The organism is Novipirellula rosea, assembly GCF_039541335.1.
Classification (GTDB): domain Bacteria; phylum Planctomycetota; class Planctomycetia; order Pirellulales; family Pirellulaceae; genus Novipirellula; species Novipirellula rosea.
Genome location: NZ_BAABGA010000120.1, coordinates 932,976 through 959,708, shown reverse-complemented (window position 1 = coordinate 959,708; position 26,733 = coordinate 932,976). Strand labels below are relative to the sequence as shown.

The window sequence follows — 26,733 nt, the reverse complement described above, 5'->3', positions numbered from 1 at the left end:
GAGACAATTGTTCTACAATGGGCGACGAAAGTCGCCTAAAGAGTACGGATTGTACCGGCAATATGACGCTACCTGTGAGCCGACGGCACTAGCCGCGGGCCTGTCAAATTTGAATGTAACATGCCTGCGGTTAGCGCCAAATGCCATCTACCTTGACACTAACCAGGTGGGTTTTAAAGCGAAGCGGCGCGACCCGCCCGGTCTTTGGGCTACAACATCAACTTATGAAATAGCACGTCCTTCGGCGCTGGCCTATTTTACACCCATCCGCGCTGTTTCAACCGACAGCATCGGCAATTTGCCGGATCGCTTCGATCACGGCATCGATTTCTTCACGGGTCGTGGCCGCCGATCCACTGATCCGCAGCGTTCCGCCCGGTGCACTACCGATCGAATCATGGATCAATGCGGCACAGTGCAAACCGGCTCGCGTTTCAATCGAAAATTGGGCATCCAGAATCGCCGATAGATCCGTCGGCTGGAAACCGTCAATCGCGAGACTGACAATCGGCAATCGCCCCGGCTTGCCAAACACGCGGATCGACTCGATGGCTCGGAGCCCCTCGTTTAATTGTCTCGCAACCGTTTGCAGCGTCTCGCTGTAGACCGCTTCGTCGCGGGCAGCGATCTGTTTGATCGCCACATCCCAGCCAGCAATCGCTGCGACGTTCAAATTCCCTGGCTCTAGCTTCGCTGGCATTGACGCCGGCATCTCCAGAGACTCGGATTGGCTGCCGGTGCCACCAAACACGCTGGCGTTGATTTGCTCGTGCCAGGCAGGCGAAACATACAAAAATCCCGTTCCTTGCGGTCCCCCACCGCCCTTGTGTCCCGGTGCCGCCAACAGATCAATTCCGCACGCTTGCACATCGATCGGTAGATAGCCAAACGTTTGAGCCGCGTCGCACAAAAAGGCAGCGGAGTGGGTAGCCGAACGACGTTTTTTCAATCCGCAGCCGATCGCTTGAATTGGTTGCTCGCCGCCGGTGACGTTGCTAGCCGACGTGACTGCCACTAAGCGGGTCGCATCGGTCACGGCATCAAGCACGTCATCGGCACGCACCACACCATCGCGATCACAGTCGACGATTTTGAGAGTGAGATCACGAGTCGCGGCAAGATGCGACAGCGGTCGCAGCACGCTGTTGTGTTCCGCAGCCGTGGTCACGACATGGTCCCCATCGCGAACGATACCCGCGATCGCCGCGTTGATCGCCTGAGTCCCATTACTGAAAAACGCGATACCCTCGGCCGCAGGACTTCCGATCAAACGCGAGATTCCAAGCCGAGCCGAACGTAGGATCGCATCCGCCCGGTTCGCCGATTGATATTGGCCACGTCCCGACGCAGCGCCACAATCGCGAGCATAGCAATCCATCGCATCAAGCACGTCTGAATGCTTCGGCCACGACGTCGCTGCGTGATCCAGATAGATTCGGCCATGCGACATCATGAGTCATCCCTCACTTCGAGTTCATCCGCTGCTGAGTCGGCGGCTGAATCCGTCGGATGCACCCACAGAGTCGTGCCATCAGTGAACGTTTCACGTTTCCAAATCGGCACGTCGGTTTTGATTTGGTCCATCAACCAGGGCAGTGCGGCAAACGCCTGTTTGCGATGAGCACTGCTGCAACCGAGCACCACGCTCGCTTCGCCCACCGGGACTTCACCCAGCCGATGGACAATGACGATTTTGCACAAGTGAAACCGCTCGATTGCTTCGGTGGCCAATCGATTTAACTCGGCAAGCGCCATCGGCTGATGAGCTTCGTAAGAAAGCAGGCTGGTGATGCGATCGCCTGTGATTCGCCGCGTCACTCCATAGAACCACGCATGGGCTCCGACATCAGGATCGGCGATTCTTGACAACAGCGACCCATAATCGATCGGATCCTCGGTCAAATAAACGTAACAGTCCGACATCACAATCAACCGCCACTGACCGGTGGAATGATCGCAATCTCTTTTGCCGCCCCAAGCGGCTGAGTGTTTGGAACATAACGGTTGTCCAGCGCCACCCGGCACGATGCCAGCAACGTTTGCGTGGACGGGACACGCTGAGCGACTTCGCGAAGCACGTCGGCAGCGGTCGCGTCGCTCGCCACGTCAATGAGAAGCGAATCGGTATCCGCGGCATCACGGATGGCGGCAAACAGTAGGATCTCGCGCTGCATAAGGCAAATGTGCGTGTCGGTAGAGTGATATTGCATCCCAGGCGTATGCATCACGGGCGACAGTGCCGATGCACCATGGCTGCCGTTAAATCGGAAACAAACTCGATGTCATGAGCATGTTGGGACAACAAATGATCCGCGCCGTCCAACGAAACCAACGAACACAACGGTTTGCTCTGCGCGGGATCGGAATTTTCTGTCTCGGAAGCTTCCGTCTGGTTGATCAGCGACATGATCCGCAGTGCATGATCGAAGCCGACGGTTTGGTCCACGGGTGAATGCAGGACCATCGTGGGAATACGAATGTTGGCAATCAAATCAGGCAGCCGATGGCTGCGAAAATCATCGACCATTTGCGAATCAATCTGCCATCGGTAGCCACCGATTGAAACTTCGCCTTCGCCATCTTTCTCGATTGCGGGGTTCATTCGCAACAGCAGCGAGGCAAGATGAGACGTGTCACTTGGTGCCGCCAACGCGATCACGCAGCCGAGTTTTTTTTCCGCAGCCGGGGAACTGTCTTTGGATAGGAGTGACGAACATTCACTGGCGACGGCCAACGACGCCGCTCCACCGAAACTGTGTCCCATCAACGCATGCACGTCGCCCACTTCCGAATCTGCAAACGCGATCGCCGCCTTCAAGTCGGCCACATTGGTCGAAAAGTTTGTCTGCGAGAAATCACCGCTGCTGCCGCCGAGGCCGGTCATGTCGTAGCGAAGCACTGCGATGCCGCGCTGAGCGAGGGCTCGCGAGATTCGCACGATCGCCTTTAAGTCTTTGTTGCAAGTGAAACAATGACTCAGCACCAACACGGGCACGGCGGCGGTGGTATCGGGCCGGTCGATGATGCCCGCTAATTCAAACCCCGCACCGCCCGCGAATTTGACACGATAGGATTTGCGACTCATTGCTTAGTTCGTGTTGGGTGCGGTGATGCGACCGCCACGGAATGCTTCGGCCATCGCCATCGGCACCTTGGCTTCGGCCAAAACCAACTGCGAACGGTTCTCGGCGACCTTGGCTTTCATTTGTTGCTCTTCGGCAATCGCCTCGGCACGTCGACGTTCGGCCTGGGCACGTGCCACGCGAGTGTCCGCTTCGGCTTGATCACTTTGCAATCGTGCGCCGATGTTTTCGCCAACATCGATGTCCGCAATATCGATCGAAACGATTTCGAATGCGGTTTGCGCATCCAGTCCACGCGACAGCACCACGCGAGTGATCATGTCGGGATTCTCGAGCACTTTGAAGTGGTCGGTGGTCGAACCGATCGAGCTAATGATGGCCTCGCCAACACGCGCGATCACGGTATCTTCGGTCGCTCCGCCGATCAATTGTTCAATATTGGTTCGCACGGTCACACGGGCTCGCACCCGAAGTTCGATTCCGTTCTTGGTGATCGCACTGAGCGTGGTCTTTCCGGTTCGACTCGGGTCGGGACAATCGATGACTTTTGGATAAACACTCGTTTGCACCGCGTCCAGAACATCACGTCCGGCCAAATCGATGGCAGCCGCCTGGTCGAAATCCAATGGAATCTCGGCGCGATGAGCCGCGATGATTGCGTGAATCACATTCATCACGTTCCCCCCCGCCAAATAGTGGGCTTCCAATCGCCGAGTGCTGATCCCGTCGCGACGCGAAATGCTTAGCCCCGCTTGAGCCGACATGACTTTGGCCTGCACGATGACGTTTGGATTGACCTTCGTGAAGTGCATCCGAATCAAGCTCATCAAGCTGACGTCGGCAACCGACATGTACGCTTGGAACCATAGTTTTCCGTAGCGGATAAAGAAGAATCCCAGGATGGCAATCAGGAAGAGCACAAACAGCGCGATCGCCAACCAAACCACATTCATCGGCTTTTGCCCGAGCAATTGCCAATTGGCCAGCGGCAATGCAAAACCAACAGGGGCAGCTTCGGCAGCAGCAGAAAGGACGGGCGACAGCATCATGACGCTCACAACATTCGAAGGGACAGACGGAGGACTCGCCAATACGAGTCGATTTGCCCCTTGATCATAAGGCACCCCACGTCCAGTGCAAGTAATGGGAGCGTCAGGGAGGGCTGTTTCGGGAAAAAGCTTCAGCCGCGGCAGACCGATTGCGGCAAGTAAAATCGATCGGTTTTGGTCGAGCAGCCTCTCGCCGCACCGTTACTAGAATCACGCCGATCTTCAATTTGAAAAATGCGTTAACCGTCACTCATCAGCGAGGCGAGCGTTTGGCCCGCCACGGCATCGTGTTGGGCCTTCTGGATTTCGCGGAGAGCCACCCAGGCTCGATGCCGGCTGATGGACCGTGAATGATGAGCCAGCGTTAAAATCTCTCGGATTTCAATCTGCTGGGCCGGTCGCCCTAAAGTCAAGGAATCATCCTCGTCATCGTCATTGCCTTGGGTCACACGCCGCAGCAACTTTGCATCGATAAGACGTTCAGCCATCTCGCGGGCATGATTGCCGTTTAGCCCCAGCCGCGTCGAAAGCTGCTGGAAATCCAGCGTCTTGCCCGCTTCAAACGCTTCGGCCACTTCGACCATCATCGGCAGCATCCAATCGGGATCGCCGTGTAGCGCCGTTTCGTCATCGGCATCGATCCATTTGGCCGAACGTCGGCCGCGCATCATCTGTAGCGTTCGGGTCAGGATCAAACCGAACAAAAAGATCAGCCAGGTCACGTAGATCCAAAACAAGAACAACGGGATCAATCCCAGCGATGCATACAGCGCCGCATAGGGCAGCGCCGTGGCGACATAGAACTGGAAACCTGCTTTGGCCGCCTGCCACAATACCGCCCCCACAAACGATCCGATTGCCGCCGCGCGAACCGATACGTGCGTATTAGGCATCAACGCGTACAACAGGAACAGCAACGCCCAGCTCGCGATCAATGATAAACCGTGCGATGCGATCACCACCAGCGTCTGGTTCGCCCCGAGCGTTCCAAACCAATCGACGGCTTGGCCCGACAAATACAAACTGATCGCCAACAAACCGCTGCCCAACGTGATAATCGACCAGTGAATGGCAACGCGGATATGGACCGGCCGGTGGGTCGAAGCTTCGAAGATCAAATTGAAAATCGATTCGGTGGCATTCGCCAACGCGATCGCGGCGTAGATAAACAACACCAATCCAATCACTCCGATGGACGCAAAATCCAGATCGGCAATTTTGGCGGTAGCTTCATGCAGCGCCTTGCGAATCCCCGCGCGTGCTTGACGACGCGACTCGGCGTCGCTGCTGGGATCTTCGACGTCGCTCCCTTCCGTCACGGAATCGCTCGTCTGCTGAACCACCGTCCCTTCGGGTTGTGCCAAGGACGGTGGCGACAAACTGAAATCGGTTTGCCCATCGCCGGCATCCCAGCCGATCGGCAAGTCCATTTGCTCGTCGGTGTCGTTTTGGAAATAGTCATCCGGGATGTAGGGAACGCCAAAGAACGAATAGACCTGGTCTTCGACTTTTTGCTGGACCTCTTCGAGTCCGCCGACGATGCGAAACATCACCAATCCCAGCACGACGACGGGAATCAGCGAAAAGATCGTGCGATAGGTTAATTCCGCCGCCATCCCTTCGGCACGGTAATGAACCAATTGGCGCCAACAATGAGCAGTCAAGTCACAGGCATAACGCACCGATTCCTGATGACGCGTCAGCTCTTCGCGAGGCTGTCGCACCGCATCAACGATGTACTTAAACAGACTTCGCATAAGACTCCGTCCGTGCCGAAAAACGAACCACGTCTACTGCCCTAACACGGATGACAATTGCTGCAACAATTCGGCCTTCTTGTGACCATCCGGAAGCGATCTGAGTTTATCGCCCAAGCTGATCATGAAACTGGCATAGTCATTGTTCCAGTCACGGACCGCTTGCGATTCATCCAAACGAGGCTGGGGATGCGACACCAGCACAGGACACTGATGGGCCTTTAGCTCGAAGGTTTCGTCAAACTGCGGCATAAAAATCTTGTCACGGTCGACGCCTTGTTCGTGCAACATTTCACGCATCGATTCACGCGCATCGTCTTCGCCGTGGTTCAGAAACAACGCGCCCAACACGGGCCCGCGTTCTTTGACCCAGTCCAGCAACTCGCCTTGGTCGGCATGCGCCGAATAATTACCAATGCGACGAATCGCCGCTTCGACCTTGTATTCTTTACCATAGATGCGAACCCGTTTGGCACCGCTGGTGATGATGTGTCCGAGCGTTCCAGGCGACTGATAACCGACAAACAAAACCGTCGACTCACGCCGCCAAATGTTGCTTTTCAAGTGATGCTTGATCCGGCCTGCGTTACACATCCCGCTTGCCGAAATGATGATCGCACCGCGTTTAATTCGATTGACCGCCTTGCTTTCCTCGACACTTTGGACGAGATGAAAACGCCGGTGCCGAAAGATACTCGCCGCATCCGTTTCGATATCATCCAGATCATGGGCATGATCGATGAACACTTCGGTGACCTTTCTCGCAAGCGGCGAATCAAGATAGACATCCGCCTCGGGAATTTGGCCAGTCGAAATCAACACGCCGATATCATGCAGCAGTTCTTGGCTGCGTTCGACGGCGAAGGAGGGAATGACAATATTGCCACCCCGTTTAAGCCCGAGCGTTAATTCCTCTCGCAGCATTTCACGGCGTTTTTCCAGCGTGTAGTCTTCGCGATCGCGATTGCCGTAGGTGCTTTCACAAATGACATAGTCATACCCGGCGGGCGCGTCCGGTGCGAGGTGAAACGCTTTTTCGTCCGGCCCCAGATCGCCCGAGAACAACACGCGAATCGTATCACCTGATTCGTCGAGTTGGACTTCCACCGACGCCGACCCCAACAAGTGGCCGGCGTTCCATAGACGCCCGCGAATCCCGTCGCTTGGGCTGAACCACTGCTCGTATTCCACTCGCTCAAGCTGCCGCAGAGTTTGCTCGGCATCTTCCATCGTATAGATCGCCTCGATTAAATCTTGGCCTTTCTGCTCGCGTTTGACGTTCAACCGTTCGGCGTTGGATTCTTGGATATACGCAGAATCACGCAGCATGAACTCCAACAAATCACAGGTGGCATCGGTGGCGTAAATTTTGCCGCGAAACCCAGCTCGCACCAACTTCGGTAGCAACCCCGAATGGTCGATGTGAGCGTGAGTCAATAGCAGGAACTCGATCTTTGCCGCATCAAACGGAAAGGGCTTGTAGTTCAAACTCTGAGTCGTTTTCGTGCCTTGAAACAAGCCACAATCGACTAAGAATTTCTTGCCTTCGCTTTCGACTAACGAACAAGATCCCGTAACCGTGCCGGCGGCGCCACAAAACGTCAAATTGGCCATAACGCGAGTCCACTGGGGTGAAAAGCAAGTTGTTTGAAAAGCGAAGTACCGCTAGATCCGTTGCCGCTAGATCAGTTGATCGAGCTCTTCGGTCAAAGTCCGGAAGCGTTCGAGTGTCGTCGCGACGGGTTCGGGTTGGGTCATATCGACTCCGGCGTCACGCAGCAAATCGAGCGGATCTTTGCTGCAACCGCCCGATAGAAAGCGTAGATAATCGTCAAGTTCTTGCTTGCCACCTTCGAGCACACGACGCGAAAGTGCGACCGCGGCGCTCAGCCCGGTTGCATACTTGTAGACGTAAAACGCACGGTAAAAGTGAGGAATCCGGAAGCATTCGCGTTCCAGTTCGTCGTCGATCACAAAGTCGGGACCGAAGTACGCGGTCAACAATTCGCGATAGACCTCGCGGAACGTAGCCACCGTCAACGGCTTGCCCGCTTCGGCCATTTCGTGAGTAATCTTTTCGAACTCGGCAAACATCGTTTGCCGAACCACGGTCGCTCGGATGCCATCGAGTTCGTTGTTGATCAAGTAGGCGCGTTCGTTGTCATCGGCCGCGTTTTTCAGCAAGTAATCGGTTAACAATTGCTCGTTGAACGTACTGGCGACTTCGGCGACGAAGATCGTGTAGTTGTAGTATTCAAACGGTTGACTGCGTGCCGAATGCCAACTGTGCATCGAGTGACCGGCCTCGTGCGTGAGCGTGAACACATCGTTGAGCACTTCTTCTTTGAAATTCATCAAGATGTAGGGATCGCCATCAAACGTTCCGCATGAAAATGCACCGCTTTGCTTTCCACGGTTGGGATAACGATCCGACCAACGCCCGCGAAGCCCGGCTTCGAGCACTCCGACGTATTCGCTGCCAAGCGGGGCGAGTGATTCGAGAATCACGTTGACCGCTTGGTCCCATGTGTGGTGTTTTTTGACACCACTGAGGATTGGCACGTAAGTGTCGTAATGATGGATTTTGTCGATCCCCATCTTGCGGCGACGCACATCGAGATAGTGGTGCACATTGGGCAACGATTCGCGTACCGCGCCGATCAAGTTGTCGTACACATCGACAGGCACGTTGTCGGGGAACAACGCCGCTTGCAGGCTGCTGTCGTAGTTTTTAGCCCGAGCGTAATAGACGTCTCGTTGGATGCTGCCACCGAGCGTGGCGGCAAGCGTGTTTTCGTGGTTGGAAAATTGTTCGTAGTACTGGTGAAACGCTTTGCGACGAACCTTACGATCGGGGCTGATCAACATTTGCCCAAACGTTGCGTGTGAAAGTTCGACTTTGCGCCCCTCGTGGTCTTCGATTTCACCGAAACGCAAATCAGCATCATTCAATTGCCGAAACGCGTTGCCAGCGGCGGACGCCATTTCGCCTTGCATCGCCAGCAACCGCTCTTCGTTATCCGTCAACGTGTGCGGCCGGTAACGCAGCAAACGCTGGAGCTGCAATCGGAACGGAGCCAGTTTTTCGTCCGCAGCCAGCTCGCTCATCCGTGCTTCTTCGATCGACAGCAACTCGGGCCGCATATAACTTGCTGCCTGGCCCGCACGAACGGCTAGATTTTGGAAACGCAGCTTCATCGCTTGCGAATCGCTGTTGCCTTGATCTTCGGTGGTCTTCAAAAACGCATACGTGCCAACACGTTCGGCGAGACGGTCAAATTGGCTGTCAAATGTTAATGCTTCGGCAAGCACGTCCGCTGACTCACCCAACCGCCCTCGATAGGTTTCGTAAGTGGCGATTTGCTCGTCAAGCTTCTTGTATTCGGTTTCCCAGGCAGCGTCGTCCTGACAAAGACTCGAAAGATCCCAGCGGTCACCGGGTTTGACTTGATCACGAGCGGGAAGAGTAGCGGTGGTCATCGAAAATTTCGTCCTTGGCGGCAAGAGAAACGCAAAGCGTCAAATATCAAAGGAATGCGGAGTCTCCTGACAATCCGCAGCGATATTGTAGCGAATCGCTCGCGGCCCGAATGCCCCGCATCTACGGGACAAAATTCCACCCCATTCGTGCTTCAAACCGAAACACGCGGCGATGCCAAGATGTTAAGCTGGAACGGGCACACCCCGACTGTGGCAGAACCCTCCCCCAAGCCTGAAAAACCGAATCTAATCGCCATGCTGACCGTCAAATGCACTCAATGCCAAGCTGGTATGAAACTTCAGAAAGCCCCCGCTGGCGGAAAGGTGAAATGCCCACGTTGCGGAGCGATTGTTTCTGTCGGACAGCCGGCGGCCACCAAGACGGCGGCTTCTCAATCACTCACCCCCGATGACGACGATTTTGATTTCGGCCAAATCAATTTTCCCAGTGCCGCACCTGCGTCCACGGTCTCGAGCTTTCCCGTGAACCCCGCCGCCACGGTTTACCAGGGCCCAATCCCAGGCGATCCGTTGGCAGGCCAAGAGGAGGCCGCGGGTGATGCGACCGCCGCCGCCGCAGTCAACACGCCCTCAGCCCAAACCGCAGCCAAAGGCAAACCATTACCCATCAAAATTATCGCCGGAGTCGTTTCCGGACTGGTGGCCTTTGTGGTGATGTTTTTTGTTGTCTCGATGATGTTTGGCGGAGGAGGTGGCGAGGCGAGTGCCACCGCAGCGAATGCGGCTGCAGAGCTAGGCAAGAACGTCCCTGCGGGTTACCAAGTCGTGGAGTTCGAGGGGTGTGCGGTCTACATGCCCGATGGCGAAGTGTTTCGTGAGATGCCACCGGGAGCGATGGAATCCAAAGTGGTTCGCAGTGACAAGACCGGATCCATCTTTTTCTTCGGCGCGATGGACAACGGCAAAATGGAACTCGACGACGAACAGATGCGAAAGAAGGCGAAGCGGTTTGTCGCTGGCGACGTGTTGGGCGGTACCCCCACCGAACGCAACGGTTACAAAGGAATCAAAGGTCGCGTTTCGGTCTCGGCGATGCTTCCGGATATGACGATCGAAGCCTATCTGGCCGACGAACGCTACATCTTGATCGGCAGCCAACCCGCCAGCATGGGTGCGGATGTCGAAACCCAAATGTCGATCGACCGTGCTGCCGAAAACGAAGAGCAAAAGATATTCTTTGATTCACTCAAAGTCGGTCCCAAGTCCGGCGGGCTGTTTTTCTGACGCGTCAGCAAGCGGTCGATTGCCATCGACGTTGGTACTCACCCAGTGTTTTTTTTCAGCGGAGCGGCGTGAGCTGCCCGATCTAGTTTGAACGTTTTTCTCGCTGCAATCGGGCGGGCCCCGCGCCGTGCCGCTACCTAAGTTGATGGCAGCGGTGTCGCACCAGCGACCTACACCTACTCGTCTTGTTCGAAAACCTGCCTGCGTATCTCAGGCTTCTTTTTGGATTGATACCTCAGCGTGCGAAACGCATCGACGCCCGCTAAGACCATGATCACCAACAACGCCACCATCACGCTCATCCAACACCCGATCCAAACCCGGCCGGGACCTGCGAATGCGGCAACGATCACCAAGATTCCGCAAAGCGCAAACAATAGATGCACCCAACGCCGAGAACGCAATCGCGATGCAAAGTAACGATGATCCAAGTCATCGTCGAGTGATTCGTGAGCCCACCCCCGACGCTCGTTCCAGTGCAACCAGATCGCGAACGAAAGTAGCGTGACTCCGATAACAATGCTGCCTTCGAACATAAGATTCTTTTTCCTTAGGCTCCGCTCATCTACCAGCATAGCGAAACATATCTCCTCGCTATCCGGGATGGGGTGTTTTTCACAAACACAACTCTGTACGACAGCATACCCCAGGTTGCCCACGAGAATGATGTCTATTTCCTATTGCGGGTGAGTTCTTACTCGATCAGCGACAATCGTTAGAATTCATCACGGGCATTTTTTCAGCAGCAAAGTTTTGCACGAATTTGTGGGCTCGAAACGCTGCGAACCTTATTACCACGGTGTCATTACCACGGTGTCTCAAAAGTGATCCTCTGGACTCGCGTTACCCATTGTCTCGTCTTGATTGCGGTCGCCCTACAAATCAGCACCGGCACAACGGCTTCCGCTCAAACCGTTCCGATTGCCGATCGCATCGAAATGTTGGGCAATCACAATTTTTCCCAAAGCAAGCTGTTTGCGGAACCCTCTGGGCTTCGATGGGCGGACAGATTCAATTCAGTACGGAACATTTTGCCGATCCTGATCCCGACAAATTTCTTAAGGGCGCTTTTACCCTATCGGGCAACACGCGACGCGATGAAACCGAAGCTCCGCTTCAATTCAGTTTTCGCAGCAGTCCGGTGAATTGGCTGCCTCTGGCCTACAAAGAATCGGTCCGCACCGAATTTGTCGGGGGTGAATTAATCCTGAGCCATGGAACGGAAAGCATCCATGTCGACGTGGAATCAGGGAAGGTGAACCAATGGAATACTCAAAACGGGCCGATTTGTTTTGCAGCGAATGCACCCTGAGGCGTTCCGCCGCGACTACGATGCGTTAACCGCCGTCGTGGGTGACGATTTCTTCGTTCGCCTGCGGCGTAGTATGGCGATGTTGAGCGATGCGGAAATCGGAGCATTAGAAAACGCCCTCCCCATGACTCGCACACCCCGTTTGCTACGCCGCATCCAACAAACGAAAATCGAAACGGCAGAAAGCGAGAGCCAATTTTGGTATCGAGCGGCCCGTGATCCACTGGCCGCTTGGCTGAGTCAGAATGCAAGCTAGCGGCTGTCCCCGCAAATTCCGGCCGGTTTTCGCGTCCCCAGACGCTTGCCCGACGCGCCACTGTCTTGCCGACTACAGGCTGCCAAACGGGAAAAGACGAGGCGGGAGCCTCGAAAGCAGTGCGTTACCAGGCCGGAGCTTGGTAATGAGGCCCCCCAAGCCATTTGACGTTATCGGCTGGTGGCTGATTGAGCCAACAGCCACTGGTGAACAACCCAAACAACCGCGGCGAGCGACTCTCCGCTACAGTTTTCGGGGACATCGTTTTCGGTATGCCAGTAGGATTTCACGCCATAGCCGGGACGCGGATAATCAAAGTCAATGATGTCAATCGTTGGAATCCTTGCGATTTCGTTTAACGGCAAATGGTCGTCTTCGAGCGTGTGCCGAGGTCTTGAAATAAAGGCTCGCACGCCGAGACGCGAGGCCATGTCCCAGACGCTGCGTGCCAAACTGCGAGCGTATTTCAAGCTGTTGTTCTCGTAATAGATCTGCAAGTTCTTGTCGCCAACCATGTCCAACAAGATGCCAGCTTGATAGCGGTGCGTCGGGGGTGAGGCTACATACTTTTCCGCGAAAAAGTTCGACCCAAGGAAGTAATCATCACGTCCTTGTTCGAACACAAACTCTTCGCCATCAAACAACACCATGTCGACGCCGATGTCCGCAGGCAAGTCTTTCATTTGATTCGCCATTTCCATCAACGCCGCCGTGCCGCTGGCACCATCGTTGGCTCCGACAAAAATCCCTTTTGGATTGTTTTCGTCGCGATCTGGGAATGGACGCGTGTCGTAGTGAGCACACAACAGAAAACGCTTGGGTTGATCCGCATTCCAGCTGGCAATTAGATTTCCAAGCGAAACGTTTTCGCCGGTTTCCGGATGCCGGATGTCAAAGGTTTGCATCGACACAGCGGCGCCGGCCTCGCGGAAAAACGACGTCAACAATTCCTGTTGCTTTTGCATCCCCGCGGAACCCGACGGGCGTGGTCCAATCTCACAAAGCTCGACCAGATAACCAAACGCACGATTTGCATCGTACTGAGCCGGAATCGGCCGCGCCGATGGACTTTCGATCCCCTCGGATCCTCGATCAAACCACCCCAACCCCATTCCAATGACGAGCAAGACGATGACCAATCCAAGCACGACAATGATGCCAAACAGCATCGATCGCAATAAGGCATCGGAGTGGGGGGCCGCGACTTTTCCATCGTCTGTATTTTTGGCTGAGCTCACTTCCAAAGGGTCCTGTGATGAAGTTTTGATATGCGATTTCGATGATGCTTCGCTCGAGCGATTGCGTGCGGTTTGTCGTCGAACGTCAGCAGGAGAGGTTTCGATCATCGAGTGAATTCGTTTCGAGTGATTTTTTGAAGGGGAACGTGAACTGTCGCAAAACCCCGGGCAATCCTGTCTACTAACGGCCCATTGTGACGAGTCAAGCGAAATTGACCTACCGGAAATGATCCCGTTTATTGCATTTTATGAACAACGCGAGCCCCCCAAAAATACCCTTCGCCACGATTTGCCCGTTGATCACTCAATGGTCAAGCACGCTAAATTGAGTCAATCCGCATCGACGAGACCGCTGTTTCCCCAACCGAGACACCGTTTTGCCCGAGATCCGTTTGCCTGACATTTGCTTTCGAGGCCAGCTCCGCCCCTCTCAAGCCGAGGTTGCCCGCATCGCGAGTGAAAAACTTGCGATGGGAAAGCGACGGTTGCATATCGTCGCTCCGCCCGGAAGTGGAAAAACGGTGATGGGCCTTTATATCTGGGCCGAACTGGTGGGTAAACCTGCGTTGGTGCTTTCTCCGAATTCTGCGATCCAGGCCCAATGGGCAGCGCGCACCGAGTTGTTCGAGCATCGCCATGGCATGGACCTTGCGCCGCTGATCAGCACCGACCCGCAGATGCCGGGATTATTGACCTCGCTAACTTACCAATCAGTGACGCTGCCCGCGCGAGCCACCGAGTTTACAGCCGCACGGGCAATCGATCTGTGGGCCCAAAGCTTGATCGATAAAAACCAAGCCGCCAGCGAACAAGAAGCGGACGACTGGATCGAAGGTTTACGTGATCACAATCCGAACTTTTACAACGAGCGGTTGGCAGCATTCCGTAAACAAATCCGCGAACAGGACGCGATCGGCGGGCGAGCAATGACGCTGCTGCATCGCGCATCGCTGGACACGCTGGTGCGACTGCGTGATTATGGCGTGGGATTGCTGATCCTGGACGAGTGCCATCACTTGATGGGGCATTGGGGCCGCGTCTTGGCCGAAGTCAGCGAATACCTCAACGGCCCTGTGATTGTGGGTTTAACGGCAACGCCTCCGGATCGTGAGGGCAAGAAACGCGAAGACACCCAGCGTTACGACCATTTTTTTGGCATGATCGATTTTGAAGTTCCGGTGCCAGCCGTTGTCAAAGATGGCTACCTGGCTCCCTATCAAGACCTCGCCTATTTTGTTCGTCCCAGCGAAAGTGAACTCGAATTCATTGCCTCGGTCGATCAGCAATTCAGCAAATTGGTCGAAGAACTTTGCCACCCCTGCACGCGTTCGGACGAGCCCGGATCGCTGATCCTCAGGCCGCCTGAATCGCTAATCGATTGGCTCGTTCGTGTGCTGCGTGACCAACAACTTCCCACACGCCGAACGTCGCAGTGGCGACTATTCTTTACCGCGGACCCACGCTTTGTGACGGCAGCGGTGTGGTTTCTGAGCTCACAACAAACCGCACTTCCCAACAACGTTCCCGAATTATTACCGAGCGACGAAGCTGAGGACGAGCGTTTGATCACGTTGATCGATCGCTATACACGCCACTACCTTCGCCGCTCGCCTCATGCGGCAGACCATCAAACCGCCACGCGGGTTGTCGATCGCTTGCGGATGCTCGGCGTCCAAATCACCGATTCAGGCCCCCGAGCGTGTGCGTCGCCGGTATCACGCGTGATTGCTTATACGCGAAACAAAACTCGCGCCGTAGTACCTATCCTTCGTCACGAAGCTCAGATTCTCGGTGCGGATCTTCGCGCTGTCGTGATCGCCGACTTCGAGAAATCATCCGCAATCCGGTCGGAAGTGGCCCACCTACTGGATGAAGAAGCCGGCGGCGCAGTGGCCGCGTTTCGGATGCTGCTTGACGCCCCCGAAACCAATCAACTTGATCCGGTCTTGGTAACAGGATCGTCCGTGTTAGTCGACACGGATCTACTGGACCGCATCATCAGCGAAGCCAATGCTTGGCTGCAAGAACGCGGCATCAATGTCGAACTTTCGTCAGCGCTGCAAGGGATGTTTCACGAACTGAACGGCAGAGGCAGCGATTGGTGTCCGCGAGTCTACGTGGAAATGTTGACCGAACTATTTCAGCGAGGGACAACACGTTGCTTGGTCGGCACGCGAGGATTGCTGGGCGAAGGATGGGATGCAAATTCGGTCAACGTGCTTGTCGATTTATCGACTGCCACCACGTCGATGACCGTCAACCAGTTGCGTGGCCGATCGTTGCGTCTGGATCCCAAACAACCTCGTAAACTCGCCAACAACTGGGACGTCGTTTGCATCGCTCCGGAGTTCAGCAAAGGGCTCGATGACTATCGCCGTTTCTTGCGGAAACATGAAACCATCTTTGGGGTTTGCGATGATGGGTCGATCGAAAAGGGAGTCGGTCACGTGCACGCTGCGTTTACCCAACTGAAACCGGAACTGGTCGACGGCAGCGTTTCGCAGCTGAATTCCGATATGCTGGTGCGTGCAGCTAAACGCGAAGCCGCGTACGAACTTTGGCAGATCGGAAAAACCTACGGTGGGCAACCAATCCGGGCGGTCGAGATCGGATCACACCAAGCAAAATTCACCGAGGGCTACCCCCCGTTTGCCAAAGCCAAACGCCCTTGGGATCGATTGAGTTTGGTTTCCGCGATCAGTGAAGTGGTGTTTGCATCGCTTCAAGAAATCTCTCAAATTTCGGCGGCTTCGGTTTTGAAGATCAATACGCGTGACGGCGGCTATATTCGTGTATTCCTGGTTGGCGTCTCTGCCGAAGAGTCCCGAATATTCGCCCAATCCGTCCGCGAAACGCTGGGTCCGCTTTCGAGTCCCCGCTACGTCATCCCTCGATCGGTTGATGTCCCTGCCGACACCTTGACCAACCGCTTGCTGCCGCAATTGCTTCGCCCCTGGCTCGAACGACGCGATCGTCAGCAATGGATGCTGCACGCGGTTCCAACCGTGCTCGCCTCCAAACGCGATTTGGCGGCGGTTTTCGAGAAACACTGGAACGCCAAAGTCAGTCCGGGACAAGCGATGTTCGTCAAGAACCTGCAAGGTGAAGAGCTCGTGATCGACGCGATACGCAACGACTTGAGTCCTGCAACGATCGTTCACGAAAAAGAAATGTTTTTGTAGCGACGATGGTAAGTTTTGACGGTATTGCCGGATGGAATCATTGAACGCGTTGTGTCTATCGTGAGACATGGATTTTTTGCACGGATCATCCGCAGGATTGGCCGATGGCAATATCGTCAGAGACCGTATTGCCCCACCCCGCGAATCGATTTGCCCATGTCCAAACCTGCTCGTCGTCACAAACGTCACGCGTTGCTAGCCCTTCTTGGTGCTACGTTGTTCGCTAATCATGTCCGAGCTGAAGATATCTTTGTCACGTCCAATGCTGACTCCGGAGCGAATACACTGCGTGAGGCGATCACAAATGCGGAATCGGGCGACCGAATCGTGTTTGACATGCCGGGTACTTTCACGATTACACTTTCGAGCGACTTGCCGACGATGGAGGGGGACATCTCGTTCGGAAACACGTCTGGAACCAACGTCACGATTGATCGTTTTAGCTCGCAACCGCTGAATTTTACTGGCAACTCCGTCAATCCCATTAATCTACACGTAATCGATTCAACGAGTGCACTGCCAACAACGGACTTAAACCTATCCGGCAACACCAGAGTATTTGGCGATGGTAGCGTCACCGGTAACATGATTGTCGCAGGAACGTTGGCACCAGGGGCTGATGCGACCGCTGGCACCCTTGGCGAACTTAACGTCGCCGGCAATTTGGATCTAACCGACGCCAGTGTCGAAGTGGATATTGCCGATGAGGCCCCAACGGATGAAAGCGACCTCATTAATGTCACCGGCACGGCAACGATCACGGATGCCACCTTGATGCCAAATTTCACGGGAAGTCAATACAAGCGTGGAGACTCATTCGACGTTCTGACATCGGGCAGCCCCGTTGTTGGAACGTTCACGAACGAAACAGACGTATACGCGCTGCCAAACCGCCCCTTTCTAGAAGCAGCGATGACCGTCTCCGCATCACGGGACCAATTTGGTTTTTTGGTTCGAGACAACGAAAAATCATTCACGACCGTCGTCTCCGGCAGCAATCAAACCTCGGCCGCAGGGTTGCTAGACGACCTGCGAGCTGCGACCAGCACGCCTTTAGCGATCCCTGTGTTAAGAGATAGCTCTGCCACGGACGTGGTCATGGCGGTGAACCAGTTGTCGGGATCGATTTACCCTTCGCTGATCGGCGCGGAGATCAATCATATCCAAAACAATCTCGAATCGGTACGTGACCGTGTCGTGATGCAAACCGATCTGGACCGTAGCCAGTGTCTGCTAACCCCATGGGCTCGCGTTTACGGAATCTCGGGCGAAGTCGATCGAGATGATCATCAAACGGCGGGATATCGGCACAAGATCGGTGGCCTGGAATTAGGTGCCGGCGTCGCCAGTGTCAACGGATTGTCGTTTCACACCTTCTCCCATTTGGCGACCGGAAACCTAGATACCATCGATGTCGACCAACATGCCGATATCGATTCCTATCGATTGGGGGCTTCGGTTGAGTATATCGCGCAACACATTTATGTCGTGGCGGCCGGCGGCGCTGGCGTTCAAGATTATGAAGTCCGCCGATCATTATCCGCATTGGATGGATCCGACTTCGCGGAGAGCCACTTCGATGGCTCGGCACAATTTGGTTACGTTGAACTTGGCACACTCTTCGCCAGCCATTCAACACTTCTGTGGAGTCCCTATGTAGCGTTACACACCACACGCGTCGAACTCGACGCGATTCGCGAAACCGGTGATGACGATTTCGCACTGATCAACGGTGGCGGCTCGGGCGAATCGCTTCGCAGCGTGCTGGGACTCTCGCTCAACCAATCCGCCCCAACCCCGCTTGGCATCGCTACCACTCGGCTTCGCTTTGGATGGATGCATGAGTACCTGGATGAATCCGAGACGTTTGTATCGCAGGTCGCTAATGGCGGCACCGCGACGGGGTCGCTCGAGGACCGGGGGGTCATGGCTGGCGACGACTGGGCCATTTTACGAGCTCAAGTCGATATGGGGATTCTGCTGGGCGGCCAGTTCACGGTGGCCTATCAAGGCCAAGCCAACAGCGATTCCTCGTTCAACTCGCTACTGGCCGGAACTCGTTGGATCTTCTAAATCCCATAGTCTGTTGTGAGGCAACAAGCAAGGCAACTTCCGCGACGGAGCCTACTGCCGCAAAGTTTTCCGAAACCCATTGGGCGAAGAACATGTTACGATAAGTAAGCGACATCACAGGCACTTCGAAACAACCGTGACGGTCGCGATTGCAAATCGACCTTGATAACAAGGGCTGTTTGCTAGGCCATTAATAGACGTTGTCAACGAGAGCCGATTTAATGCCCACCTCGTCCCATTCTTTCTTGCTGCCGTTTCCCGTTCCGCCTCGTGCGAGGAAATCCCCCCCACGATGGCGAGGCGAGCCTACGGAAGCAAACCGCGACCGTTCTCGACCTTGGTTTCAAAATGCGAAACCACCGCTCGCCGCTCCCCGTGATGAAACGACTGCGGTCAGCCTCAACCCTTATTCGTTTCCGCAAATCAAGGACCGCATTTTAAACGCGCCGCCTTGGTTGCTTAGCACGATATTCCACCTCATCCTGCTGCTGGTCCTGGCGTTCATTACCATTTCATCCGAAACGGTCAATGGAATCCTGCTGACGATCACTCCGGCCGCGGTGGAAACGAAACCCGAACTTGTTCAGTTTTCGATCGAGCCTATCGAACTGCCTGAACTTGCGCCCGTTGAAGCTGCCAGTGACCATGGTCTCGCGTCCCAAGTCGAGGTGGCACCGCTACTAAGCGAAATCACGCTTGCTCAACCGCAGGCATTTGCCCCAGAAATGTCACGGATAAATCCATTCAGCCAACTTCCGAAAACATCAGGGGCATCGCTTGGAACTTCCCAAAATGTCGGCGAAGTCAGCTCGATGTTCAGCGGCCGTACCGGAAAAAAGAAACAGGAACTGTTGGCCAAATACGGAGGCACCCAAGCCACCGAAGACGCGGTGGCCCTTGGATTGGCATGGCTGAAACGTCAACAACGCACCAATGGCAGCTGGAGTATGCGGGGCCCCTACCGTGACGGCAGCCTGATGGAGAACGAAACCGCGGCCACCGCAATGGCGATGATCGCGTTTATGGGCGCGGGCAATACCCATCGCAGTGGAAAATACGAGCGTGAAGTCATGAACGCGACACAGTGGCTTGTCAAACAACAAAACCGAGTCGGTTTCATGGCCGAGCGGGCCAATGATCACGAGAAAATGTATGCTCAAGGACTGGCCACGATCGCGTTGTGCGAACTTTATGGCATGACCCACGACTACTGGCTAAGACCGTATGCACAATTGGCCTGCGATTTCGCCGTCGATGCACAATCCCCTCAAGGCGGATGGCGATATCAACCCAAATTTGATTCCGACACGTCGGTCACCGGATGGTTCTTGATGGGGCTAAAAAGTGGTGAGGCAGCGGGATTGGATGTGGACCGTTATGTGTTCATGAACATCGAAAAGTACTTGGACACCGTTGGCGGAAGAGGCTATGACCAAGGGTATTCGTACCAAGTCGGCGAAGAGGCCACCCGTTCGATGACGGCCGAGGGTCTGTTATGCCGGCAATATTTGGGATGGCAGCGAAATCGGCCTGAGATGACACACGGACTTGGATCGTTTGTTGCCAAGGACCCCATCGACCGTCGTGACTCGGACGTCTACTACTGGTACTACGCCACGCAGGCTCTGCACCACTACGGCGGTCCATTGTGGCAGAAATGGAACGATAAAATGCGAGTCGAACTGCCAGCGATGCAGGAGAAAAATGGTGGCGAACAGGGAAGTTGGTCTCCCGTCAACGACGCATGGGGAGCCTACGGAGGCCGTCTTTACACGACCTGTTTCTCACTCTATTCGCTCGAGGTTTATTACCGCCATATGCCGCTGTATGCAGGACAAGCCCCCGCAGCGGCAGAAGAAGATGACAAGTAGCGGAACCTCACGTGTGACGGTTGGTATTCTCTGGAGTCACCGACCGAAACTTTTGGCGAGTTTCGCTACCCAACAATCATGGCGACTATTGCCTCGCAGTCGAAGCAAGTGATGGCACGGGCAATCCAGGAACGACTTGCAACGTAGGCCTGAGATCCGTTGCATCATTGGAAAGCAGACGTTCGGGGCCAACAAAGTAGGTGTGATTGTCCGCCACGATTAAGTTGAAGGTTTCCACCGGTTCGGCAACCGGTTCAATCGACTGGATCTTGCTGGCGCCGGTCGCGTGATGCAACATCATCCCCACTTCGAGTTCTTTGGTTCGCAGCCACCCTTGACCGGCAACCCACCAATAGTGGCCAAGTGTCGCTTGGATCTCACCGCCCGCGGTTGCAAAACGCATGGTTTTGGCCGGAGGCCGCTTCGTCGTCTGCAGCACAGGTTTCAATGCCAACTCGCCGGTTTCCACATCTTGCGACAACACCAAATCGCCCGTGCGAATCGACTCAACAGGCTTCGGACCGCATTCAGTTTGCACCTGAGTCCCCGCGACTAGACATTCGCAAGTTCGAAACGCCACCATCTGCGAAAACTGAACCGCGTAAACGGTATTTCTCCGATCCTGGTCGTACCTGACGTCATACCGTTTGTTCTCCGCGCCGTAATCCATCGCTTCGTTGTAGCGATCCCACCAATCCCACCATGCGACAGCGTTTCGTTCAACGTTCTCACCCGAAACAGCTTGAAGCACATCGTAAATTCGCGTTTCATCACGCACCTTTGCCCGATTCTTTTCATTCGTCTCACTACGCATCTGCTCGGATTGCCGCTGGATATCTCGTTGCAAAGCTTGACTGGCGACCGCGTTTTCCCCGACATTCAAATCAACAATCGAGATCCGAGCATTGGTTCGCAACGCGTTGGCTTGAGAGAGTTGGTCAGTGATGACCATTCGCGTATTCGCTTGAACCACATTATCAACGATAGAAACTTGCTCGACATCCTGAAGCTCGCGAGATTTCACAATCCGCAGCACTTTCTCGCCATTGGGTCGTGTGAAGACCTGATGCCGCAGCAAAAGATCACCCGAGAGCGACTCAAGCAAGCTCGGAACATAAAACGCCATCCGATATTCCTTCAGTCCGGCAACCGCTGCCTGGCCGCTTTTTGACGCTGGATCCTTGACTGCGATTTCCGTCAAAGCGTTACATGCTTCCCGGCTGCGTCCATTTTTGATCGCTTCGACAAACGGAAACGCCAAGTCGTCGGGAAGCTGAAGCGCGGCGAGCTTTAATGCATAGACTGCCGAGGGATCTTCGAGTTGCCGCAACGCTTCAAGTGTCTTCAGCTTGCCTTTTGCATCGGAACCCGCAATCGAAGCTGCCCACTGTTTCACTTTGGGCAGCCAGACCTTGGCTTGCTTTGCCAATTCCTTCGATTGCCGTTTTGCTTCACGAATCTCGTCTTTTGACAACCATTGTCCATTGACGAGTTCCAGCCCCAACTTCGCTCTCGCGACTCGATCGTCAGGATTCAGTGCGACCACGCCTTGCCAATGCGCCCGCGCTTGTGGATCCAACCGATTTGCTTCCGCCCAGCGGGCCAAGCGGCGATGGGCCTCGATATCAAGCTCCCCTTCACCGCGCTGCTCCACGTATTGCTTTAAACGAGGTGTCAACCGCTCGGCACTCAGTTGATCAAGTCCCACCCAGTGCCCATCAACAAATACCTGCCCCGCGTGCCAGCGGGCTGAATCAGGCTTGTTCGACGATTCAACGAGGCTCGTCCGATCCGTCAATTGTCCGTTGGCCTCGGCTTCCAGGGCCGCCCGCACCGGATCGCTCGAAATTTCGAGTTCGGCTGCACCGCTAGGACGGATCAGAAAAACGCCACAAACCAGCAATCCAAAACGCAACGCAAATTGTTTGACGCTTGCGTTACGCATCGTTACCGTGACCATAGTTAGATGCCTCTATTTCGACGAAAGTGACATGGGGAGCCTAGTGATGGCAAAAATCGACCTTTTCCCAATCATAAGGGACTGCACCCGAGGGGGCAATCGAATTCCCGTGCGCTGCCGAGTCGAATCAGTTGTAGTGCTGGTCATTTGCGCCGTCATTTCCGCCTCCACTCCCCCCAAAACCAGCCACGCCCAACCACCTGCGCAGAAGGACGGGAAAATTGATGCACTGCAAGGGATCCATCGCGAGTTTCAGCAACACCAGCAACGCAAACCGGTGCTCGCTCAAGAATTAAAGCAGATCCAGACAACGCTTAAAGAAACGGAACGCGATCTTGAATCTGTCCGCGAAGAAGTACTGAAGAAACAAATCAGTTGGCAGTTATTGCAAATCGAGGAGGACAAAAGACTAGAAGATCTCGAGGCAAGCGACATTTCCCTTTTTGACATTCGGAACCAATTGGTCGCAAACCAACGCTCTAGGGCAATAAATCAGGCGTCGCCAAGAGATCGGCTTAACGTGCTGAATCTGCAATTAACTCAGAATGACCAAATCGCTTCCGCATCCGCCCTCTCTCAACTTGATGCCGCGTCTCGGCTCGTGGTTCAGCGTCGACAGAAGGCTTTCCAGGACGGTGCAAAGTGGCAACAAGACGTCATCCACTGGCGACAACAGGGGCCAATGTTTTTTGAACGCTATTGGCGATTTACCGATCCCAATCGCATCTGGACTCGCAACGAATGCGAGTCCCTGCTCTCCACGTTCCAAACCGATACCATCGATGCCTATCCGGCCATCATCGCCGAGGCACTGCTGCAAGAGCGAGTCGGATATCACGACGAAGCGTTGAAGAAGCTAAACATCGTCATCCAAGCAAACACGCCGCTACATTTCCTTGCGATCGCCGCCCGCAGTACCGTCTATACATCGCTGGGCGAAACTCGAAAAGCAAAGCTGGACATGTTGTCGGCCTACAAATCAGAACGAGCAAACCCTTACATCCGTTTTCTGAGAGCACGACAACTTGCGGCCGACGAAGACCTGAGCAACGCGGAAAACGAATTAGCGGGTCTACTAAACACGCCCGAGTTGGAATTGGACGCTCGACGTTTATTGGCCGTGATCTATTCTCTACGCGCTCAGAAAATCCCGCGTCTCGCTTCGAAAGCCAAAGAACAAGCAATGCTGGTCAGCGAATTCAGCGACAAATCGGATTGGTATGCTCAATTATTGATGGCCATGGCTTCGAGCGTTTCGGATGAACCCAATTTTGCTGCACTCTACGCCGACAAATCTGCCTGGCTCGCCAGCGATGAACAAAAAACTTTCGCAGAATCCGTCGCAGCTCAAATCAGCAGCAAAGCTCCACTGCAATGGAATTTCCACCGTCGTTGATGGCAACATTACCAAGCGGCGACTCGCAAAAATCATCGCTCGCAGCGATCATCACTCGCAGCGTGTGCTGCCCGCTCAGTATCAACGCCGCTGCCACTGCGTCCCAGCTAGCTTGACCGGGGAGCCCCCCCCAAAAAAAAACGGAAGTCACTCCGTTCGCTTGCCCCTCAAATACATTACATGTAAAGTGAATGCAGCATTTCTATTTATCCTTAAGGTAGTACCGTGGCCACTCGAAATCTGAGCGATGAACTCAAGAAGAAGCACCCCTTCAAGTCGGTCGAGCAGGAAGCGATGCTGAGCATTATGCGAACCAGCGACTTGCTGGAAAATCGTGCTGCCCGGCTACTTCGCAACTATCAATTGACCCCCTCACAATACAATGCGATGCGAATCATGCGAGGCGAGGGCAAGCCGATGCCGTGCTTGGAAGTTGCCGACCGGATGATCCAGGTCGCTCCCGCGATTACCCGAGTGGTCGATCAATTAGTGTCGCGAGGTTTGATTAGCAAAACGCAATCCAGCGAAGATCGCCGCGTCTTTCTGGTTCAACTTACGGTTGCCGGGAAGGCCTTGTTGCGAAAAATCGACGCCCCAATCGATCGTTTGCATCAAACGCTGTTGGGGCATGTTTCCCAACGTGATCTGAAATCGCTGATCGCAACTCTCGCTGATGCTCGCAATGGAATCCAAGACTAAAAAAAATTTATCACAAACACATAGTTTACATGTAAGGCTTTTGATTCATGGCGGTATTCCCTTTCAGACAGAGCCAATTTCCTCTTTTTCACTAAGGAAAAAGCGATGAACGCGTCCCGACGAAACATGCTATCAATGACGGCAGCCGGATTGATCCAAATTGCTGCAAAACCTGCTGTCACGCTCGGGGATGAACCGCTGAGCACCGATTTGCTGGTTCGCCAAGCGGCCGAGCGAGGGCACACCGATTTGGGGTGGCTAAAGAGTTTTCACTCGTTCTCGTTCGGAGGTTATTACGACCAACGGCACATGGGATTTCGCAGTCTGCGGGTCATCAACGACGACCGAATCGCGGCCGGAAGAGGATTTCCGACGCACCCGCACCACGACATGGAGATCATCTCCTACGTGCTCAACGGATCGCTGCAACACAAAGACAGCACCGGCAAAGGAGCGATCATCACACCGGACGACATTCAGATGATGTCCGCCGGAACGGGGATCACCCACAGCGAGTACAACCCGTCTTCAACCGAGGCGAATCACTTCCTGCAAATCTGGATCCAGCCAGCAATGCGAGGTGTGCGGCCTCGCTATAGCGAAAACAAGGTTACCGACGACCAGAAAACGAACCAATGGAACTTGATCGCAGGTCCAGATGATTCGGGGGCGGCGGTCGGAATCTATCAAGATGCCAAGATTTTCGCCAGCAAATTACAAGCAGGCGAGAGCCTCGACTACACGCTCGAGCAAAACCGGCACGCTTGGCTACAAGTCGCTACGGGCGAGTTGACCGTCAACGGAACGACACTCAAAGCCGGTGACGCGGTGGCATCCAGCCGAGCTACATCGCTGCACGTTACCGCGAATCAATCGAGTGATGTGCTGCTGTTTGATCTGAGTTGAGATCACGGCGGTAACACCACTTCGCCAGCGAAGCTAACACGCTGGCAATTTCAACTACTTTGAAAAACTAACTTCAACACTTCCCAATCCTTACAGAGCGAACCATGTCCAAACTGCTTTACATTGAATCGTCCCCCAAACAAATCTCAGTCGGATTACTCGTGTTGCGAGTCGCGTTCGGCTTGTTCATGCTGGTGCATGGCATTCAGAAAGTGATGGGATTCAGCGCCATGTCCGAAGGGTTTCCCGACCCGATTGGGATGGGCAGCCAGCTCAGCTTGATCATGGCGATCGGCGCCGAAGTCGGTTGTTCGCTGCTGTTGATCCTGGGGCTGGGCACCCGTTTGGCAGTAATCCCACTGGCCTTCACGATGGTGATCGCTTTGTTTGTGGTGCATGGGGCTGATCCATGGAAAGTCAAAGAACTGGCGGCGATTTATTTGGCCACCTACGCGGTGCTGTTCATCACAGGCCCTGGCGAATTCTCACTCGACCACAAGTTCTGGGGCGGTAGCCGAGCGAAGTAAAACACGTGCGACACATCCCAAGCCGACTTCGTTTTGGTACCCGCGAAACAACGGCTATGAGTTTCGGCTGGTCTAAGCGTGATCAGCTTTGGCTATGTGGCCCACCGCATTGAGCACTGACGAGACCTCTTCCGCTTATCAATACGTTGCTGCGATGGCTCACCCCAGCGACAAGGCCCAAGCTCTACGCTGGCTGAGTGTGCGCAATCTCAGACCGACAAACGCGATTGGGCCACTGGCCGTGGAGACTCTATTAGTGATCCACCGGTCACATGACATCTTAGCGGGTTGAAGACAGCGACGAATGATGTCTGACAGACGAACGTGGGACAGACGAACGAATTCAGAGCGACGATTCGTCTGTCCTTCACTCGGCTGTCAGAATCGTCTTGGATCCGTTCCTTTCGAGAGAAAGTGACTGGCACCCCGCCAGCACACGATCTATTTCACCGGCATCATCGCAACGGTGGAGCGACCAGGATTTGTTACCCTCTCGATTCCGCCTGAGGAGCAGTGGAGCGAATCACTCTGCTGGCTCACACTAGAGCAGCAAGAGCGGTTTGCCACCGCCAATTTTTTCAAAATGTTGCAAACACAAATCACCTGCCGCTACCTAAAACTCCCCCGACGCCAGCCGGAGTAATCCGCCGCAACGGGGCGTTACCCAGCAAACGCTTCAGTCAAAACGTCAGTTCCGCC

Annotated in this window: 21 protein-coding genes; 10 read left to right on the top strand and 11 right to left on the bottom strand. The window is 54.7% G+C overall.

Features of this window, described 5'->3' with window-relative positions; translation table 11 throughout:
- Positions 1-277: 277 nt before the first annotated feature.
- The 8 genes from ABD971_RS35660 to pepF all read right to left on the bottom strand — a co-directional run bounded on the left by ABD971_RS35660 (position 278) and on the right by pepF (position 9,369).
- On the bottom strand, positions 278-1,453 hold the full coding sequence (locus tag ABD971_RS35660; RefSeq protein ID WP_345328491.1) for an aminotransferase class V-fold PLP-dependent enzyme: 1,176 nt from the start codon (positions 1,451-1,453) through the stop codon (positions 278-280).
- Positions 1,450-1,923 (bottom strand): molybdenum cofactor biosynthesis protein MoaE, encoded by a 474-nt coding sequence (locus tag ABD971_RS35655; RefSeq protein ID WP_345328490.1) that lies wholly within the window; start codon positions 1,921-1,923, stop codon positions 1,450-1,452. Before ABD971_RS35655 ends, ABD971_RS35660 begins: the two co-directional genes overlap by 4 nt.
- 5 nt (positions 1,924-1,928) lie before the next feature.
- On the bottom strand, positions 1,929-2,174 hold the full coding sequence (locus tag ABD971_RS35650; RefSeq protein ID WP_345328489.1) for a MoaD/ThiS family protein: 246 nt from the start codon (positions 2,172-2,174) through the stop codon (positions 1,929-1,931).
- Between the two features lie 50 nt (positions 2,175-2,224).
- Entirely contained in the window at positions 2,225-3,085 is an 861-nt protein-coding gene (locus ABD971_RS35645; RefSeq protein WP_345328488.1) for an alpha/beta hydrolase family protein, read from the bottom strand.
- 3 nt (positions 3,086-3,088) lie between these two features.
- Positions 3,089-4,036 (bottom strand): flotillin-like protein FloA, encoded by a 948-nt coding sequence (floA, locus tag ABD971_RS35640; RefSeq protein WP_339945456.1) that lies wholly within the window; start codon positions 4,034-4,036, stop codon positions 3,089-3,091.
- 335 nt (positions 4,037-4,371) lie between these two features.
- Complete coding sequence (locus ABD971_RS35635) at positions 4,372-5,889, bottom strand: YihY/virulence factor BrkB family protein (protein WP_345328486.1); 1,518 nt, start codon at positions 5,887-5,889, stop codon at positions 4,372-4,374.
- A 33-nt stretch (positions 5,890-5,922) separates the two neighbouring features.
- On the bottom strand, positions 5,923-7,503 hold the full coding sequence (locus ABD971_RS35630) for an MBL fold metallo-hydrolase (RefSeq protein WP_339945430.1): 1,581 nt from the start codon (positions 7,501-7,503) through the stop codon (positions 5,923-5,925).
- Between the two features lie 66 nt (positions 7,504-7,569).
- Entirely contained in the window at positions 7,570-9,369 is a 1,800-nt protein-coding gene (gene pepF / locus ABD971_RS35625; protein WP_339945432.1) for an oligoendopeptidase F, read from the bottom strand.
- A 147-nt stretch (positions 9,370-9,516) separates the two neighbouring features.
- Here pepF and ABD971_RS35620 point away from each other — a divergent pair, with 147 nt between their 5' ends.
- Positions 9,517-10,614 carry a zinc ribbon domain-containing protein gene (locus tag ABD971_RS35620; RefSeq protein WP_345328485.1) on the top strand — a complete coding sequence of 366 codons (1,098 nt, stop codon included), beginning with the start codon at positions 9,517-9,519 and terminating at the stop codon, positions 10,612-10,614.
- A 176-nt stretch (positions 10,615-10,790) separates the two neighbouring features.
- Here ABD971_RS35620 and ABD971_RS35615 read toward each other — a convergent pair whose 3' ends face one another.
- Positions 10,791-11,150 carry a hypothetical protein gene (locus ABD971_RS35615; RefSeq protein ID WP_339945436.1) on the bottom strand — a complete coding sequence of 120 codons (360 nt, stop codon included), beginning with the start codon at positions 11,148-11,150 and terminating at the stop codon, positions 10,791-10,793.
- 461 nt (positions 11,151-11,611) lie between these two features.
- Between ABD971_RS35615 and ABD971_RS35610 the strand changes: the two genes are divergently transcribed.
- Both ABD971_RS35610 and ABD971_RS35605 read left to right on the top strand, forming a co-directional pair.
- Positions 11,612-11,926 carry a hypothetical protein gene (locus tag ABD971_RS35610; protein ID WP_345328484.1) on the top strand — a complete coding sequence of 105 codons (315 nt, stop codon included), beginning with the start codon at positions 11,612-11,614 and terminating at the stop codon, positions 11,924-11,926.
- The gene (locus tag ABD971_RS35605) at positions 11,907-12,182 is read left to right on the top strand and encodes a hypothetical protein (protein ID WP_345328483.1); all 276 of its coding nucleotides are present in this window, start codon (positions 11,907-11,909) and stop codon (positions 12,180-12,182) included. Before ABD971_RS35610 ends, ABD971_RS35605 begins: the two co-directional genes overlap by 20 nt.
- Before the next feature lie 170 nt (positions 12,183-12,352).
- Here ABD971_RS35605 and ABD971_RS35600 read toward each other — a convergent pair whose 3' ends face one another.
- Complete coding sequence (locus tag ABD971_RS35600; RefSeq protein ID WP_425571416.1) at positions 12,353-13,528, bottom strand: M28 family peptidase; 1,176 nt, start codon at positions 13,526-13,528, stop codon at positions 12,353-12,355.
- A gap of 269 nt (positions 13,529-13,797) precedes the next feature.
- Here ABD971_RS35600 and ABD971_RS35595 point away from each other — a divergent pair, with 269 nt between their 5' ends.
- The 3 genes from ABD971_RS35595 (at position 13,798) to ABD971_RS35585 (ending at position 20,546) form a co-directional block, all read left to right on the top strand.
- Positions 13,798-16,602, top strand: a complete 2,805-nt coding sequence (locus ABD971_RS35595; protein WP_345328482.1) for a DEAD/DEAH box helicase — start codon at positions 13,798-13,800, stop codon at positions 16,600-16,602.
- Positions 16,603-16,758: 156 nt separating this feature from the next.
- A complete protein-coding gene (locus ABD971_RS35590; protein ID WP_345328481.1) occupies positions 16,759-18,675 on the top strand; it encodes an autotransporter family protein in 1,917 nt (638 codons plus the stop codon).
- A gap of 221 nt (positions 18,676-18,896) precedes the next feature.
- A complete protein-coding gene (locus ABD971_RS35585) occupies positions 18,897-20,546 on the top strand; it encodes a prenyltransferase/squalene oxidase repeat-containing protein (RefSeq protein ID WP_345328480.1) in 1,650 nt (549 codons plus the stop codon).
- A gap of 85 nt (positions 20,547-20,631) precedes the next feature.
- On the opposite strand, the gene ABD971_RS35580 is transcribed toward ABD971_RS35585, so the two are convergent.
- Positions 20,632-22,491, bottom strand: a complete 1,860-nt coding sequence (locus tag ABD971_RS35580) for a polymorphic toxin-type HINT domain-containing protein (RefSeq protein ID WP_345328479.1) — start codon at positions 22,489-22,491, stop codon at positions 20,632-20,634.
- Between the two features lie 151 nt (positions 22,492-22,642).
- Between ABD971_RS35580 and ABD971_RS35575 the strand changes: the two genes are divergently transcribed.
- From ABD971_RS35575 to ABD971_RS35560, 4 genes are all read left to right on the top strand, one after another.
- Positions 22,643-23,902, top strand: a complete 1,260-nt coding sequence (locus ABD971_RS35575) for a hypothetical protein (protein WP_345328478.1) — start codon at positions 22,643-22,645, stop codon at positions 23,900-23,902.
- A gap of 240 nt (positions 23,903-24,142) precedes the next feature.
- Positions 24,143-24,601, top strand: a complete 459-nt coding sequence (locus tag ABD971_RS35570; protein WP_345328532.1) for a MarR family winged helix-turn-helix transcriptional regulator — start codon at positions 24,143-24,145, stop codon at positions 24,599-24,601.
- A 105-nt stretch (positions 24,602-24,706) separates the two neighbouring features.
- The gene (locus ABD971_RS35565; RefSeq protein ID WP_339945451.1) at positions 24,707-25,507 is read left to right on the top strand and encodes a pirin family protein; all 801 of its coding nucleotides are present in this window, start codon (positions 24,707-24,709) and stop codon (positions 25,505-25,507) included.
- Positions 25,508-25,611: 104 nt separating this feature from the next.
- Positions 25,612-26,034 carry a DoxX family protein gene (locus tag ABD971_RS35560; protein ID WP_339945452.1) on the top strand — a complete coding sequence of 141 codons (423 nt, stop codon included), beginning with the start codon at positions 25,612-25,614 and terminating at the stop codon, positions 26,032-26,034.
- The last annotated feature ends 699 nt before the right edge of the window (positions 26,035-26,733 follow it).

Bases quoted from the DNA above. Each gene is read 5' to 3' on its own strand.
- ABD971_RS35660 (WP_345328491.1), bottom strand. From the start codon at position 1,453: ATGATGTCGCATGGCCGAATCTATCTGGATCACGCAGCGACGTCGTGG.
- ABD971_RS35655 (WP_345328490.1), bottom strand. From the start codon at position 1,923: ATGTCGGACTGTTACGTTTATTTGACCGAGGATCCGATCGATTATGGG.
- ABD971_RS35650 (WP_345328489.1), bottom strand. From the start codon at position 2,174: ATGCAGCGCGAGATCCTACTGTTTGCCGCCATCCGTGATGCCGCGGAT.
- ABD971_RS35645 (WP_345328488.1), bottom strand. From the start codon at position 3,085: ATGAGTCGCAAATCCTATCGTGTCAAATTCGCGGGCGGTGCGGGGTTT.
- floA (WP_339945456.1), bottom strand. From the start codon at position 4,036: ATGAATGTGGTTTGGTTGGCGATCGCGCTGTTTGTGCTCTTCCTGATT.
- ABD971_RS35635 (WP_345328486.1), bottom strand. From the start codon at position 5,889: ATGCGAAGTCTGTTTAAGTACATCGTTGATGCGGTGCGACAGCCTCGC.
- ABD971_RS35630 (WP_339945430.1), bottom strand. From the start codon at position 7,503: ATGGCCAATTTGACGTTTTGTGGCGCCGCCGGCACGGTTACGGGATCT.
- pepF (WP_339945432.1), bottom strand. From the start codon at position 9,369: ATGACCACCGCTACTCTTCCCGCTCGTGATCAAGTCAAACCCGGTGAC.
- ABD971_RS35615 (WP_339945436.1), bottom strand. From the start codon at position 11,150: ATGTTCGAAGGCAGCATTGTTATCGGAGTCACGCTACTTTCGTTCGCG.
- ABD971_RS35610 (WP_345328484.1), top strand. From the start codon at position 11,612: ATGGGCGGACAGATTCAATTCAGTACGGAACATTTTGCCGATCCTGAT.
- ABD971_RS35600 (WP_425571416.1), bottom strand. From the start codon at position 13,528: ATGATCGAAACCTCTCCTGCTGACGTTCGACGACAAACCGCACGCAAT.
- ABD971_RS35590 (WP_345328481.1), top strand. From the start codon at position 16,759: ATGTCCAAACCTGCTCGTCGTCACAAACGTCACGCGTTGCTAGCCCTT.
- ABD971_RS35585 (WP_345328480.1), top strand. From the start codon at position 18,897: ATGCCCACCTCGTCCCATTCTTTCTTGCTGCCGTTTCCCGTTCCGCCT.
- ABD971_RS35580 (WP_345328479.1), bottom strand. From the start codon at position 22,491: ATGCGTAACGCAAGCGTCAAACAATTTGCGTTGCGTTTTGGATTGCTG.
- ABD971_RS35565 (WP_339945451.1), top strand. From the start codon at position 24,707: ATGAACGCGTCCCGACGAAACATGCTATCAATGACGGCAGCCGGATTG.
- ABD971_RS35560 (WP_339945452.1), top strand. From the start codon at position 25,612: ATGTCCAAACTGCTTTACATTGAATCGTCCCCCAAACAAATCTCAGTC.